The sequence below is a fragment of the Tumebacillus lipolyticus genome (assembly GCF_042682745.1).
GTDB classification, from domain to species: Bacteria; Bacillota; Bacilli; order Tumebacillales; family Tumebacillaceae; genus Tumebacillus_A; species Tumebacillus_A lipolyticus.
Window position 1 is genome coordinate 76,046 of the sequence record NZ_JBHUIO010000011.1, and the last position, 14,099, is coordinate 90,144.

16 protein-coding genes are annotated in these 14,099 nt (G+C 54.2%); 7 read left to right on the forward strand and 9 right to left on the reverse strand.

Annotated elements, in window-relative coordinates:
* Nucleotides 1-27: 27 nt before the first annotated feature.
* On the forward strand, nucleotides 28-669 hold the full coding sequence (locus ACFSOY_RS16575; protein ID WP_386048511.1) for a S1 domain-containing protein: 642 nt from the start codon (nucleotides 28-30) through the stop codon (nucleotides 667-669).
* A 135-nt stretch (nucleotides 670-804) separates the two neighbouring features.
* Here ACFSOY_RS16575 and ACFSOY_RS16580 read toward each other — a convergent pair whose 3' ends face one another.
* Nucleotides 805-1,641 carry a GTP pyrophosphokinase gene (locus ACFSOY_RS16580; RefSeq protein WP_386048513.1) on the reverse strand — a complete coding sequence of 279 codons (837 nt, stop codon included), beginning with the start codon at nucleotides 1,639-1,641 and terminating at the stop codon, nucleotides 805-807.
* Nucleotides 1,642-1,795: 154 nt separating this feature from the next.
* On the opposite strand from ACFSOY_RS16580, the gene ACFSOY_RS16585 reads away from it, so the two are divergent.
* Entirely contained in the window at nucleotides 1,796-2,581 is a 786-nt protein-coding gene (locus ACFSOY_RS16585) for an alpha/beta fold hydrolase (RefSeq protein WP_386048515.1), read from the forward strand.
* A 161-nt stretch (nucleotides 2,582-2,742) separates the two neighbouring features.
* Here the strand turns inward: ACFSOY_RS16585 and ACFSOY_RS16590 are convergent, their stop codons facing one another.
* Nucleotides 2,743-3,843, reverse strand: a complete 1,101-nt coding sequence (locus ACFSOY_RS16590) for a M24 family metallopeptidase (protein ID WP_386048517.1) — start codon at nucleotides 3,841-3,843, stop codon at nucleotides 2,743-2,745.
* A 109-nt stretch (nucleotides 3,844-3,952) separates the two neighbouring features.
* On the opposite strand from ACFSOY_RS16590, the gene ACFSOY_RS16595 reads away from it, so the two are divergent.
* Nucleotides 3,953-4,957 carry a metallophosphoesterase family protein gene (locus ACFSOY_RS16595; RefSeq protein ID WP_386048519.1) on the forward strand — a complete coding sequence of 335 codons (1,005 nt, stop codon included), beginning with the start codon at nucleotides 3,953-3,955 and terminating at the stop codon, nucleotides 4,955-4,957.
* An 18-nt stretch (nucleotides 4,958-4,975) separates the two neighbouring features.
* On the opposite strand, the gene ACFSOY_RS16600 is transcribed toward ACFSOY_RS16595, so the two are convergent.
* The 5 genes from ACFSOY_RS16600 to ACFSOY_RS16620 all read right to left on the reverse strand — a co-directional run bounded on the left by ACFSOY_RS16600 (nucleotide 4,976) and on the right by ACFSOY_RS16620 (nucleotide 8,001).
* Nucleotides 4,976-5,260, reverse strand: coding sequence for a hypothetical protein (locus ACFSOY_RS16600; protein WP_386048521.1), 285 nt, complete (start codon nucleotides 5,258-5,260; stop codon nucleotides 4,976-4,978).
* 282 nt (nucleotides 5,261-5,542) lie between these two features.
* A complete protein-coding gene (locus tag ACFSOY_RS16605) occupies nucleotides 5,543-5,839 on the reverse strand; it encodes a hypothetical protein (protein WP_386048522.1) in 297 nt (98 codons plus the stop codon).
* Nucleotides 5,840-6,113: 274 nt separating this feature from the next.
* On the reverse strand, nucleotides 6,114-6,401 hold the full coding sequence (locus ACFSOY_RS16610) for a hypothetical protein (RefSeq protein WP_386048524.1): 288 nt from the start codon (nucleotides 6,399-6,401) through the stop codon (nucleotides 6,114-6,116).
* A 333-nt stretch (nucleotides 6,402-6,734) separates the two neighbouring features.
* A complete protein-coding gene (locus ACFSOY_RS16615; RefSeq protein WP_386048526.1) occupies nucleotides 6,735-7,700 on the reverse strand; it encodes an MBL fold metallo-hydrolase in 966 nt (321 codons plus the stop codon).
* 151 nt (nucleotides 7,701-7,851) lie between these two features.
* Complete coding sequence (locus tag ACFSOY_RS16620; protein WP_386048527.1) at nucleotides 7,852-8,001, reverse strand: hypothetical protein; 150 nt, start codon at nucleotides 7,999-8,001, stop codon at nucleotides 7,852-7,854.
* Between the two features lie 124 nt (nucleotides 8,002-8,125).
* Here ACFSOY_RS16620 and ACFSOY_RS16625 point away from each other — a divergent pair, with 124 nt between their 5' ends.
* Both ACFSOY_RS16625 and ACFSOY_RS16630 read left to right on the forward strand, forming a co-directional pair.
* On the forward strand, nucleotides 8,126-8,491 hold the full coding sequence (locus tag ACFSOY_RS16625) for a group I truncated hemoglobin (protein WP_386048529.1): 366 nt from the start codon (nucleotides 8,126-8,128) through the stop codon (nucleotides 8,489-8,491).
* Between the two features lie 65 nt (nucleotides 8,492-8,556).
* Nucleotides 8,557-8,730: a hypothetical protein gene (locus tag ACFSOY_RS16630; protein WP_386048531.1), complete on the forward strand. Its 174-nt coding sequence runs from the start codon at nucleotides 8,557-8,559 to the stop codon at nucleotides 8,728-8,730.
* 56 nt (nucleotides 8,731-8,786) lie between these two features.
* On the opposite strand, the gene ACFSOY_RS16635 is transcribed toward ACFSOY_RS16630, so the two are convergent.
* Nucleotides 8,787-8,996, reverse strand: coding sequence for a hypothetical protein (locus ACFSOY_RS16635; RefSeq protein ID WP_386048532.1), 210 nt, complete (start codon nucleotides 8,994-8,996; stop codon nucleotides 8,787-8,789).
* Nucleotides 8,997-9,099: 103 nt separating this feature from the next.
* Here ACFSOY_RS16635 and ACFSOY_RS16640 point away from each other — a divergent pair, with 103 nt between their 5' ends.
* Together ACFSOY_RS16640 and ACFSOY_RS16645 are read left to right on the forward strand one after the other, a co-directional pair.
* Nucleotides 9,100-10,905: an AMP-dependent synthetase/ligase gene (locus ACFSOY_RS16640; RefSeq protein WP_386048534.1), complete on the forward strand. Its 1,806-nt coding sequence runs from the start codon at nucleotides 9,100-9,102 to the stop codon at nucleotides 10,903-10,905.
* Nucleotides 10,906-10,959: 54 nt separating this feature from the next.
* Complete coding sequence (locus ACFSOY_RS16645) at nucleotides 10,960-12,180, forward strand: MFS transporter (RefSeq protein ID WP_386048536.1); 1,221 nt, start codon at nucleotides 10,960-10,962, stop codon at nucleotides 12,178-12,180.
* An 86-nt stretch (nucleotides 12,181-12,266) separates the two neighbouring features.
* Here the strand turns inward: ACFSOY_RS16645 and pepF are convergent, their stop codons facing one another.
* On the reverse strand, nucleotides 12,267-14,075 hold the full coding sequence (gene pepF / locus ACFSOY_RS16650; RefSeq protein WP_386048537.1) for an oligoendopeptidase F: 1,809 nt from the start codon (nucleotides 14,073-14,075) through the stop codon (nucleotides 12,267-12,269).
* Between the last annotated feature and the right edge of the window lie 24 nt (nucleotides 14,076-14,099).

Below are 14,099 nucleotides of genomic sequence, written 5' to 3' on the forward strand. Positions count from 1 at the left end.
TTGTTAAGCAAGTACCATGTTGGTTCGATGATTGAAGTCTATCCGTTTCGCATTATGGACTTCGGCTGCTTTGCCTCCACCTCAGATGGGTTGAGCGGATTGATTCACAACAGCGAAATGTCCTCTGTGATGCAGACCAACTTGCAGGAGATGATCGACAAGCAAGTGCCGATCACCGCCCGCATCAATAAATTTGATCGCCGCACCGGAGAGATCGCCTTTTCACTGGAAAACAAACAGAAAGCTTCTTCGCACATCGAATCTGCGCGATCGACCGATCAAGAATCAATTGAAGTCAGCGCATCCCCCCTGTCAGAAGAGACAGAAGTCGTTCTTACAGCCGAGCCCTTGGATCTGGCGGATGACCTCCAACCTCACCAATTCAAAATCAACCAACCTGTCCATCCCGAACCCCCGATTCAAAAGTCGATTACAACCGATCTCTCCGCTCGCTTAGATCAGGAGACGTCAGACATACAAAAATTCCTAGAAGGCGTATTGAAGCAAGAACTGTCATCCGCAGCTCGCAAGATGTTGCGCGACCTGTTGCAAGAAACGTCCACCTTCCGTTTCACCTATGCGATGCAGACTGCGGTCGATTCGTTCGAACCCGATGTGGGCATCCAGCTGATGACTTCGATCGAACGCACCTTGCGCGAAAAATCATAACATAAGCATTGTTGAAAAAAGAGCTGTCCATCTCATCGAGCGCCTTGCGATCAGCTCCTCCATTCGAAGATCCCGCTTTCGAATAAACAACCCCCAACTCCACGCAGAGCGTGGGTTTGGGGGTTGTGTCGTTCCTCACTTCATCAGTTTGAGCCGCGAACCGAGCAGGTCGTCGATCATCTTCAGCTTCGGATCGTGGGTAAAATCATGCCCTTCGCCAAAATAGTGGCGGTACAGCTCCTGGGCACGCTTGTAGTCCTTTTTGACATAGAGCGAAAAAATTTCCTCCAGCTTCACTTCGTTGGAAAGCGCGATCTGTTTGTTCAGCTCGTGCGCCTCGCGGATCTCCCGTCGAAATTGATCCATCTGCAAATCGAGCTCATGAGCGCTGTCTGCCGCCTTGCGCAGTTCGGCCCGCATATCATCGGGAAGCTTTTGATCATATTTATAGCGCAGTTCGTGCTCGTTGGTCGCCCAAAAGTTCATTGCGAGCGTGCGCAGTTGAATTTCACAAAATACCTCTTTTTTCGCCGCACCATGGTAGGTCGGGTAGCGAACGATCATGTGGATCGAGCGATATCCGGAGTCTTTCGGGATCGTGATATAATCCTTCACCTCTTCGACCACGATGTCTTCGCGCTGGCTCAAGATCTCCTGCGCTTCGCGCAGATCTTCGATATAGCGCGAGACCAAGCGCAGGCCGGCAATATCCTTGACCTGCTTCTCCACCTCATCGATCCAATTGCCTGCGCCGAGCTGTACCCCTTTGCTCTCCGCCTTTTTTAACATCGACTCGGTCGATTTGACACGACCGACGACAAATTCGATCGGAGTATATCCATTTTCTTGCAGACAGCCATATTTGATGCCTTTCAGCTTGACTTTCAGCTCATCGATCGTCTGCTGGTAAGGCGCCTTCATCCGGGCCAGCTTTTCAAAATCACCCTTGCTCGGCATGTAATTCTTACTCATAGTTTCCTCCACTGTTGTTTCAAAATCATCAACTCTGTTAGAAATTCAATTCCCTCTATCAATTTCCTTCCCCTTGTCACTAAATGTTTGGTATTGTCGAAAGAAGAAGTATGATAGTATGGAAGTACCCTTTTTGGGAGGTAGAAAAAAGCGAATGAACCATTATGTAAGCGAATACGGTTCGGGAATTCCGGTCGTTTTCATACACGGATTTGCAGGCAACTCCCGCACCTGGTTGCCACAAGTTCGGATGTTTCAAAAAAAGTTTCGCGTCTTGCTCTACGACCTGCGCGGTCACGGCAAGACGGGAGGCTCCAAAGTCGATGCGTACGATGCCAACCTGTACGCAGACGACCTCGCCCTGATGCTCAAGGAGAAAGGCATCGAAACGGCGCACATCTGCTCCCTCTCGATGGGTGCGCTGGTCGCCCAAGCGTTTGCCAGCAAGTACCCGGAGATGGTGCGGACGCTCACGCTCGCCGGAGGATTCTACCGCCTGCCGTGGTACTTCCGAGCGGTGATCTCCCCGCTCAATCGCACGATGACGCGGATCATGCCGCCCAACCTCATCGTCCGCATCGGCTCGAAAGTACTGATGCCGCGCCGCCGCGAGCAGGTGGGGCGACAGGCGTTTATCAAAGCGAGCCGCGAGCTGTGCCCGCGGGAGTTTGAGAAGATCATCTCCTTTTTGACCTCGGCGAACGGGAGCGCGATCTGTCGCAAGCTGCGAGTGCCGACCCATCTGATCTCCGGAGATGCAGACTATTGGTTTATCGGTCAGGTCAAAAAGATGAAAGAGTGGATTCACGGCGCGAAGCTACACCTGTTGAAAGGGTGTGCACACGTTGTGACCATCGAGCGATTTGCCGAGTTTAACGCGCTGTACCTGGAGATCTTAGAGCGATTCGAGCAGCAGCACCAACAGTCGCTCGCCACCTAGCGCGAGGTTGTCCGACCGTAAATTTCAGATTTTTCAGCCCTGCTCCCTCTTTGCTCTAGGAGCGAAAGCAACCCCCAAACACCCTGACTCTCCGGTGTTTGGGGGTTGTTCGTTTCGGTTGCCGATTAAGGAGAGGGGGATTCTCAAGCCCCCTCCATCCATTAAACGGAGATCACCTGCAAAGCTTTCGGATAGGAGGTCAGCACCTCGACACCGTCTTCCGTGACGACCACATCGTCTTCGATCCGCACGCCGCCGACGTCAGACAGGTAAATGCCCGGCTCGATGGTGAAAACCATGCCGGTCACCAACTCATGCTCGTTGTTGCCGTGCACCGAGGGGAACTCGTGGATCTCGATGCCTAAGCCGTGGCCGACCCGGTGGTTAAAATATTCGCCATAGCCGGCTGCGGTGATCACGTCGCGCGCTGCGCTGTCGATCTCCTTTGCTTGGCGGCCCGGCTTGGTCGCCGCGATGCTGGCGAGGTTGGCGGCGAGCACCGCCTCATAGATCTCTCGCTGCTGTGCGGTCGGTTCGCCGACGACGACCGTCCGCGTGATATCCGAACAGTACCCTTCATAGACTGCGCCGAGGTCAAACAGGACAAAGTCTCCCTGTTGAATCGCTCGGCTGCCCGGCGTGCCGTGCGGCAGCGCGCTCTTCTCCCCGGCGAGCACGGTGGTCGAAAAGGACGGGCCGGAAGCGCCGAGCGCCATCATCGTCGATTCGACCACGGCGACCAGCTCCTGCTCGGTCTTGCCGATCGCGATCGCAGCGATGCCCGCTTCGATCGCTCGGTCGGCGATCTCTGCCGCCTTCTTCATGATCGCCACTTCTGCCGCATCCTTCTGCAGGCGCATGTTGAGCAACAGCTCTTCTGCCGCCACCGCTTTCTCCTCGCCGAAGACGGTCTGCAACTGCTCATAGCGCGCCACCGTCATGTGCTCTTTCTCCACCGCAAGCTTTCCGTAAGGCCCATCTCCGATCACCGTGCGGAGCTTCGCCATCGGGTCGTCCGTATCCCCCACGGTGACGATGTTCGTGCAGCCCGCTTTTTGCGCAGCATCGCGCTCAAGCGTTGGCACGAACAGCGCTGTCTCACCGGAAGCTTGGATGCAGAGCGCCATAAACCGCTCGTGCGGATGGCAATCAAAGCCGGTCAGATAAAAAACGTTCGGCGGCGAAGTCACCAGCGTCACGCCTACGTTCTCCTGTTTCATCCACTCTTTGATTCTGGACAAACGAACCTCATAAATCGACATGTCTTCCGTCTCCCCTTTTGCGCAACTCAACTTTTTTTCAGTGTATCATACTCCCTGCTAAATCGTGGCATACTACGAAAAACTTTTTCGCTGTGGAGGAGTGATGAAAGTGAGACGATTTCTGGCAGCGTTCCTCAGCTCGCTGATGCTATCCGCACTGCTCGTCCAGCCGAATGGGCTGGCGCGGGAAAGCGTGCAGATCGAAACCCCGCTCTTAAAATTTGCCGCCTTTTCGGACACGCACGTGATGGACGCTTGGAACATCGACCCTTACAAAAGAACGCATAAATTCACCCATGCGCTGCGCGACATCAAAGCGTTTCAACCTGACTTTCTCGTCATCAACGGAGATCTGAGCAACGGGCGGGAGCAGGATTTGAAGCGGCTCAAATCGATTCTGAAAGCGAATGGCAACTACCGGCTCTTTCCAAGCATGGGCAATCACGAATATTACTACCAGTGGGAAAACTCGAAGTGGAACGATGAAAAGGCGAAAGCGCAGTTCCAGCAGATGTTTGGGCTGAAACAGCTCTACTACGACCATTTTGAGAAGGGCGCTCACTTCATCCACCTCTCCCCGGAACAGTACATGCCGATGCAGAAGCAGATCGGCGAGGCCGCTTGGCTCTCCGACAAGCAGATCGAATGGTTCGAAAAGACGTTGCTCGCATCTCAGGCACCCACGTTCGTCTTTCTGCATCAGCCGCTCGACAACACCGTCGGCAAAACGGACCCCGGCGTGTCTGCCGTGCAGACAGAGAAGCTGCTCGCGATCGCCAAACGGCACCCGCAGGTGGTCTGGTTCTCCGGCCATTCCCACGTCTCGGTCACCTCCCCGACCGAGGTGGTCGAGAAAGAGGGCATCACCTTTGTCGGGCTCGGCTCCGTCTATCAGCCGATCGAGCTGGTGAAGAAGCGCTCAGTCGGCGAGGCGAATCAGGGAGAGTCCTCCTTCCGCGTCGATCAGTTTAAGAGCGAATCGCGCTTCGTCACGCTGTACCGAGACCGCATCGTCATCCGCGCTCGACTGCACCACAACAACAGCTGGGGCGATCAACATGTGATCCGCTTGAAACGGCAAAAGGCTGTTGACAAGAGATTGTCAACAGCCTGACCGCGGATCGGAACTACCTTAGATCCACTTGCTTACATAGCCGTTATAAGTCGCATAGGCGAATGAACCGGACTCGTAGCAAGAGACTTTGTACAGCCACCCGCTATAGCCATCAAAAGTGGTGTGATAGAACTGAACGGGAGCGCTTTGACAAGTGCCATAATGCGTCTGATACTCCCAGATGAACTTCTGATCATACGCTTCTGGAGCTACGACCGCGTTCACATCTTGTGGTGCTGCCGACGCTGCCGCCGGAGCCATCAGCATCGCGGACAAAACGGCCGCTGTGAGCAATTTTTTCATTGTTCAAATCCCCTCTCATCACATCATGTTATTTGAATCGATTCAACAATTTTATTATATCAAATTCTAATGAAATAACAATAGTTAATATAAGTAAAACAAATTACTATTTGTATGCATATTTTTAGAAATTCTAAATTTCCTTCCCGAAAAATCGAGAGGGTGCGGTGACCAGCGACCACTTTGTTGACGAGCATGAGCGACCAACATGCGATTTCCTGGAAATAACAACAGGCTGTTGACAAAAGATTGTCAACAGCCTGAGCGTGGATCGGATACGCCTTAGATGTACCTGCCTACCCAACCTTGATAATACCCATAGGCGAGGTTATTTTCCGGAGATTCAGAGCAATAGTATTGAGTCAACCACCCGCTATATCCATCAAAAGTGCTGTGATAGACCTGAGCTGGAGTGTTTGCACAAGTTCCATAAAACACCCGCTGCTCTCCCATGAGAAACTTCTGTTGATACGTCGCTTCTGGAGCTACTACCGCGTTGACATCTTGCGGTGCTGCCGACACTGCAGCCGGAGCCATCAGCATCGCGGACAGCACAGCTGCTGTGAGCAATTTTTTCATTGTTCAATCTCCTCTCATCACATCTAATTTTATTGAATAGAATCAATAATTTCATTATATCAATATCTAATAGAATATCAACTATTTATAAATTAATCTTTGTTCGGTTGCATATTTTTGGAGATCTCAAATTTCCCTCCCAACAAAATCGATAGGATGCGGTGACCAGCGACCACTTAGTTGACGAGCATGATCGACCAACATGCGATTTCCTGGAAATAACAACAGGCTGTTGACAAAAATCGTCAACAGCCTGTTCGTCTGTCGTAGCATCTTATCTAAATCTGCTTACCCATCCGGTATAGGTAACGCTTGCGGTGATCCCACCGTTATCGTAGCAAGAGATTTTACTCAGCCAGCCGGTAAATCCGTCAAAGGAAGAATAGTAGATGCTCCCAGGAGCGGAATTGCAATCACCATAATGGATTTTGTTCTCGGTAACATACCTTTGCTCAAACCCTTCCGGTGCTACGACCGCGTTCACATCTTGCGGTGCTGCCGACACTGCAGCCGGAGCCATCAGCATCGCGGACAGCACAGCTGCTGTAAGCAATTTTTTCATTGTACAGTCTCCTCTCATCCATCAAAATTATTGAATCGATTCAACAATTTCATTATATCGAAATATAGTAAAACTATCAAGAATTAATTTAAGTTCAATTAATTACTATCTAGTAGTATACATATTTTTAGAATTTCTAAACTATTTTCTCAAATCACTGTACACGCTTCCTCTCACCTACTTCCCTTGCACATCAACCTACCTTTCGCCTTGCCACTCTCTCTGCATTCCGAAGAAGCGATCAGCTTGGATCGTCCTCCCTCCACAATAAAAAGCACACAACGCATCGGCGAAGTGTGCTTTCCTTTTTCACATCGTACTCGCTCATCCGAACTACTTGACGGGCGAATACTCCCAGACGCCCGCATCGGTGACGCTTTTTTTGATCATCCCCTCTGCGGTCATCCAGTCGAGGTGCCCGAGCGTCTCCGACATGATCAGCGGCAGGTAGTTCATCGATTTTGGGAATAAGGTCGAACAGATCTCGATCCCCTTCCGCTTGCCCGCCTGCACCAGCTCGACGACCGACTTCGCCCGCTTCTCCTGCGAGCGAAAGCGCTTTTCGATCAGCGCGCGATAGTCGTAGATGTCTTCAAAGTGGCCCGGATAGCCGACCTTCCACTCCAGCTCATTCACTTTGCGCAGCGCTTCCCGATAGATCATCAGCGTTTTCGGGCGCTCTTCCCCCGCTGTGGACGGAGGCTCGATAAACGCGTTTGATGAGATGTTCTGCAACAGGTGATCGCCGAGCACCATCAAGCCGTCCTGCTCCTGATACAGGGAGATGTGATCCTGCGAGTGGCCAGGCGTGTAGATCACCCGCCAGCGATCGTGCCCGGGCAGGCGATCCCCCTCGTGCAGCTCCACATCGATCCCCGCTTGCCCCATCTCCTCCTGATACCCGACAATTTCGTCGACAACCGTTTGGCGCTTGATGTTGTCGGTGATGCCCATCCCCAGATAGACGCTGTCAAAAAAGCTCGCTCGCTCTGCCAAGCTCTCCGCCGTCGGCAGGATCAGCCGCTCGGTCAGCGGATGTGCGTACACTTTCGCTCCGCTTCGGCTCACCAAGCGCTCCAACAGCCCCGCATGGTCCGCATGATAATGGGTGAGCACGATCTGATCGAGATCTTCTACGCAATGCCCCAACTCGGCCAAACTTTTCTCCAGCGCCTGCTCCCCCACGCTGCTCGACGTGCCTGTGTCGATCAGCGTCAGGCACTCTTTTTCCCGGAGCAAGTATACGTTTACATCCCCGATCTCAAACGAAGTCGGGAGTGGAATTTTGTGAATGGACATGTTCTCCTCGCTCCTCTTGCACTCACTGGTCAGTTTATCTCTTCCAAAATCGTAAGCCATTTCTCGACAAAAAGGAACCCCTGTACAGAAAAAGCTCCCGCACGCTGCGCTGGGAGCCTTTCCTCTCAATGGTAAAATGAAACCTTGCCCTCTATCGTCTGCCAGCGCCCTTCGTCGCAGCGTCGGTGATCCCAAAGAGGGTCATCAGCGTCTTCCAGATCCCTCCTTTGCGGGACGAGATGCCGAACGTGAGCGTCGCCAGCAGGATCAGCAGAGCGAGCATCAACAACCATGCTTTCATCTGTTCACACCTCCGACACATAGCATGCCCTCTTGTGTGACATTTCGCACGGTGAATATCGTAAAAAGAGTGTATCCTAACAACTGTAACGATCAACTCGAAACTGTTGGAAGGGATGATTCTGATGCAAGAAAACATGACGTTGTTCGAAAAGCTGGGCGGTCAATCTGCGATCGCAGCAGTCGTTGACAATTTTTATGAGCGCATGATGAAAGATGACCTGGTCAATTCTTTCTTTGCAAACACCGACATGGAGAAACAGCGCCGCCACCAAACATCCTTTATCTCCTTCGCGCTGGGCGGTCCGAATCAATATACAGGCAAGAGCATGGCAAAAGCGCATGAAGGGATGAACCTGCAGATGGAGCATTTCATGGCGGTCGCCAACCATCTCTCCGCTGCGCTGCGCGACTTTAACGTCTCCGAAGAGGACATCCAGACGGTGATCTCCCACCTGCTCACCTTGAAAGACGATGTACTCGGCAAATAAAAATAGGGAACAGTAGAACCTAGACCAGAGCTTCCGGTCTAGGTTTTTCTTTGGGGGTGGCAAGCATGAATGTCGATGCGGAAAGTTTGAGCGAGCTGGGCGTCAAAGAAGTTCAGGCACTCGCCAAACGGCTCCAAATTCATCCTTCCTACAAAGTCGGGGGGCTGCGCGTCCGCAAAAACAAAGCGGAATTGCTGCGCGATATCAGGCGCCAAGTCGGGCGCAGCAGCTTGCAGTAAACCTCCTCGCAACCGCAAGAAAAGACGGCGCCGCTGGCCCGTCTTTTCTTGCATCCTCACCCGTTCAGTTCGATCTGATACATGCCTGGCCCCGACTCGCGCAGGCGGCGCGTCTGAATCAACGCTTGCTGTTCCTGTTCGGACAGCCCCGCAACCGATAGCTCTTCTGCAGTCACCGCATCGCCTTTCGTACCATGCAGTCGCACCAACGTCCTCAGCACGTGCGGGGTGATGATCTCCAACAGCTCAGCTCGTGAAAAGCGCATGATCTTCACCCTCCTCGATCCTCAGTTCTATCATACGTACAAACTGTTGCGGCGTAAACATAAATCACCATACCTGCGTCAGGATCGAGGAGGTTATGACCTTATGCGGAATCTGCTCACCATGCTCCAAGCGACTGTCGATGCGCATCCTGGACGGGATGCTCTGATCTGGAAGGAAGATCACCGCTGGCACCGCCAGACGTATACTGCGCTCTGGCACGAGATCGGGTCGCTCGCTCACAGCTTGCTACAGCTTGGCGTCGCTCCCCAAAGCAAGGTCGCTCTGCTCTCCACCAACCGCCCCGAATGGACGATCGCCGATTTTGCCATCCTGTTCTGCGGGGCGATCTCCGTCCCGATCTATCCCACCTCGACAGCTCAGCAGATCGGCTTCATTCTGGCGGACAGCGATGTGGAGATCCTCTTTGCAGAGACGCGGGAGTTGGCGGAGCGAGCGAAGGCAGCAGCGCCCGCGCACCTGCGCTGCATCATCCTGTTCGAATCGAGCGAATCGAGCGGTGCTGGTTCGCCGGAAGAGGCGCCATCGTGCCGCGACTATCGCGAGCTGGTGGCGGCGGGGGACGAGCTACGCAAGATCTTCGGCACGCCCCGATCGTATGAAAGCGTAGGCGAACACGAGATCGCCACCATCTGCTACACGTCCGGTACGACCGGACCGCCTAAAGGCGTGATGCTCACCCACCACAACCTGATCTGGAACATCGAGCAGTTCCATCACTACCTTCCAGTCTTACTGACCGACACCACGCTCTCCCACTTGCCGCTCTCCCATATCTTCGAGCGCACTTGCGGTCAGTTCACCATCTTGTTCGCCGGCGGCGCGATCGCCTACGCGGAAGACATGGCGAAAGTGGCGCAAAACATCGCGGAGATCAGACCGACGCTGCTGTTGTCTGTGCCGCGCTTCTACGAGAAAGTCTATGCGAGCATCATCAACAGCGCAGATCAGTTCTCCTTCTTCAAACGCCTGCTGTTCCGTGCGGCGCTGCGCATCGGCAAACAGCATCAGCAGCGCAAGACACCTTTGACCTCGCTGCTCCACCCGCTGTTTGACCGGCTGGTCTTTGCGAAGGTTCGCGCGAAGCTTGGCGGCAACTTGCGCCTGCTCGTCGCAGGAGGTGCAGCGCTCCCCCCGTATCTGGCCGAATTTTTTCTGGCGCTCAAGCTTCCGATCAGCGAAGGGTACGGCCTGACCGAAACATCTCCGGTCATCGCGACCAACCCGATCGACCAGATCCGCGTCGGCACGGTTGGCCGCCCGCTGCCCGACCTGCAGGTCAAGACGGCGGAGGATGGCGAGATCCTGGTCAAGGGACCGAGCGTGATGGTCGGCTATTACAAAAACGAGGAGGCGACCAGCGCGGCGTTTGACGAGCAGGGCTGGTTTCGCACCGGTGACATCGGCGTGTTGGAAGCGGGCTACTTGCGAATCGTCGAGCGCAAGAAAAACATCCTCGTCCTGACGACCGGCAAAAATGTCGCGCCCTTCCCGATCGAATCGGCGCTGGCCCAAAGCGCGTTCATCTCGCAGGCGATCCTGTTTGGCGACGGTCGCAAATATGTGACGGCGCTGATCGTCCCCGATTTCGCCCAGCTAAAGCTCTATTGCGAAGGGCGCGATCTGCCTGTTGCGATTCCAGATCTGCTGACGACGCAGGCGGTACATGAACTGTACGCCCGCGAGATCGAACAGGCTCTGCAAGCGTTCGCTCCCTTTGAGATCCCGAAGCGCTTCGCGCTGCTGCCCCGCGAGCTCACCCTCGAAGCGGGGGAATTGACCGCAACGCTCAAAGTGCGGACGCACGTCCTGCTCGCCCGCCACCGAGAGCTGATCGAATCGATGTATGACAGCGGTGAAAAAAAGGCTGACAACCTCTCAGCCATGTAGTAAGATATTTTGAAATCATGGAATTTGTCAGTTTGATCAGGAGGTTTACCGCTCATGCTCGGCTATTTGCGCTCTATTTTCTCCCTGCCGCCTGCTGTCCTTTTCTATCTGTTGTCAGAAATGCTCTTTGGCATCGGCATCGGCATGGCGGTCATCATGAATTTTCACTATTTGGCGCTCGGCTTTGACACGGTGGTGATCGGATTCGCTGTCGCCTGTCACACCTTGACGGTCGCCGCCCTCTCCTACCCGGCCGGGATGATCACCGACCGTTTCGGATCAAAATTTACGATGATCTTCGGCTCGTCCTTCGTCGTGCTCGGCTACTTCCTGCTCGGGATGGTCGAGACTCCGCTGCAGCTGTACCTCGTGCAGATCGTGATGGGGTTTGGCTTCTCGTTCGTCATCGCCTGTGAATTCCCCTACATCATGTCATTGTGTGAGAAAAAGGAGGATGAGACGACCGCCTACAACCTGCTGACGTCCGCGTTTACGCTCGCACTCGCCGTCGGCAACATCTTGGGCACCAAGCTGCCGGCGATCATGCCGGTGGGCACGACCAACTATCAGACCACCGTCTTCCTGATCGCCGGAGCGTTTGCGATCATGCTGTTCATGCGCTGCTTCCTGCCCGCCAAGAGCAAGCGAGTGACCGAGGCGGAAAAGCACACCCCGAAAAAGTCTGGCTGGAAAGTGATCCCGAGCAGGCAGGTGATGCTGTACGTGCTGTTTGCGACCACCAACGGATTGATCTGGCAGATGATCGGCCCGTTTGAAAACGTCATCCTGCGCGAGCGGTTCGAGCTGTCTGACAACAGCATCGGCTATATGCTGGCATTCAACTCGTTCTTGCTGTTCCTCTCCTCGCTGTTCACACCTTTTATCATGAAAAAATCTTGGCGGCGACTTGCGCTTTACTCCGCCTATGCGCTCTACATGCTGACGATGCTGTTCATGGGCTTCCATGTGATCGTCTACGCCTTCTACCTGTTCCTGCTCGGCAAAGGGTTTAGCGGCACGCTGTTCAACTCGTTTATCGACTCCTCGATGATGAAGGCGACAGCGGACAATGAGCGCGGACTGCACTCCGGCCTGCGCAACCTGTTTCGCTCAGGCGCAGGTGCGATCTCCTCTGCGTTTGCTGGCTATCTGCTGCTCGGCGGCAATTATAATTCGATCTACTTCGTGACCTTTTTCGTCATCCTGGTGCAAGCCTTGCTCTATCTGTTCTTGGTGCGCCACCAGCTCCGTCACGACCTCGGCGAATCGTTCTGATCGGCATCACCTGCAAAAAAGGAGCCCCGCACGCATGCGGGGCTCCTTCTCATTTCTAGCTGTGGATCGCGCAGGTGATCGAGCGATTACTGCTCGTTGATCAGCGCTTCCAGTTCGTCCAAGCGCTCTTTGAACACTTCGAACGCATCGTGGATCGGCTTCGGAGAAGACATGTCGACGCCCGCTCCTTTGAGCAGGTCGATCGGGTCTTCGGACGATCCTTTGGAGAGGAAGTTCAGGTAGCGCTCGACAGCCGGAGCACCTTCCTGTTGAATTTGGCGGGACAGCGCAGCTGCTGCTGCGAAGCCGGTCGCATATTTGTACACGTAGAACGCGTCATAGAAGTGCGGAATGCGCGCCCATTCGTTCTTCAGCTCCGGATCGACCACAAGCTCCGGTCCGTAATACTTGATGTTCAGGTCGAGGTAGACTTCAGACAGGAGGTCTGCGTTGAGCGGTTGGCCCTCTTCGACCAGACCATGCACGATCTTCTCAAACTCGGCAAACATCGTCTGACGGAACATCGTCGAACGGTACTGGTCGAGCGAGTGCGTCAGCAGGTACATGCGCTTCTTCTTGTCCGTCTCCTCGCGCAGCATTTTGGAGAGCATCAGGTTTTCGTTCAACGTCGATGCCACTTCGGCGACGAAGATCGTGTAGTTACCGTAGATGAACGGCTGCGTCTTCATCGTGTAGTAGGAGTGCAGGGAGTGGCCGAGCTCATGGACGGTGGTGAACACGTCGTCGAGCGTGTTGGTGTAGTTTAGGAACAGGTAGGGAGCGGATGTGTAAGTTCCCCACGAGTACGCGCCGGTGCGCTTGCCTTCGTTCGGGTAGACATCGACCCAGCGCTCATCAAATGCGCGCTGTACGGTGGTGACATATTCCTCGCCGAGCGGTTTGAGCGCATCGAGCGACATCTCTTTTCCCTTTTCCCACGGGATGGTCATATCGACAGATTCGACCATCGGCACGAAGAAATCGTAGTAGTGCAGCTCGTCAAGGCCGAGCACCTTTTTGCGGAGCGACAGGTAGCGCTGCAGTTGGTCGAGGTTGTCGTGGTTCGCTTGGATCAGGTTGTTGTACACGTCGACCGGCACGTTGTCTGCAGACAGCGACATCTCCAATGCGGAGCCATATTTTCTCGTCTTCGCGTAAAAGACGTTTTTCTTGATGCTGTTGTAATAGGTGGAGCTGAGCGTGTTGCGGAACTTGGTGTAAGAGCCGAACAGGGACTGGAACGCGCGCTGGCGCAACGTGCGATCTTTCGATTCCAGCAGGTTGCGGTAGCGACCTTCGTTCACCTCATGCTCTTCGCCTGCTGTGTCCTGAACGGACGGCATCTTCAGATCGGCATAGGCGAACAGCGAGAAGATCGAGTGCGGAGCTTCTGCGATCTCGCCCACTTTTGCCAACAGCTCTTCGAGCTCCGGGGACAGCACATGCTCTTTTTCGCGGAGCAGGCGCTCGAAGAAGATCGTGTACAGCTTCAATTCTTCCTTCTCTTCCATGAAGCGCTCCAGCGTCCCGTCTGGCAGGCCGATCAGCTCGGGGCTGAAGAAGGAGAGCTCGCTTTGCACCTCGGAGCCGAGCATCGACGCGCGCTCCGAAACGGTCTGGTAGAAGGAGTCTGCCGTATTTTGATGGTAGCGCATGTGCGCGTACACCAATACGTTGTCAAACGTCAGCCCGATCTCTTCATTCAGGCGCATCCATTGCAACAGCGTCTCCGCCGATTCGCCGAGGCGGTTGCGGAAGCCTGCCACTTGCTTCAGCAGATCTTGCACCTTCTTAAAATCTGCTTCCCACGCATCTTCTGTCGCGTACATCTTTCCCAAATCCCATTTGACATCTTCCGCCACTTGATCGCGGGTCAAAAGTTTGTCAGTACTCAAGGCAGGTTCCCCCTTTAGTCGGTT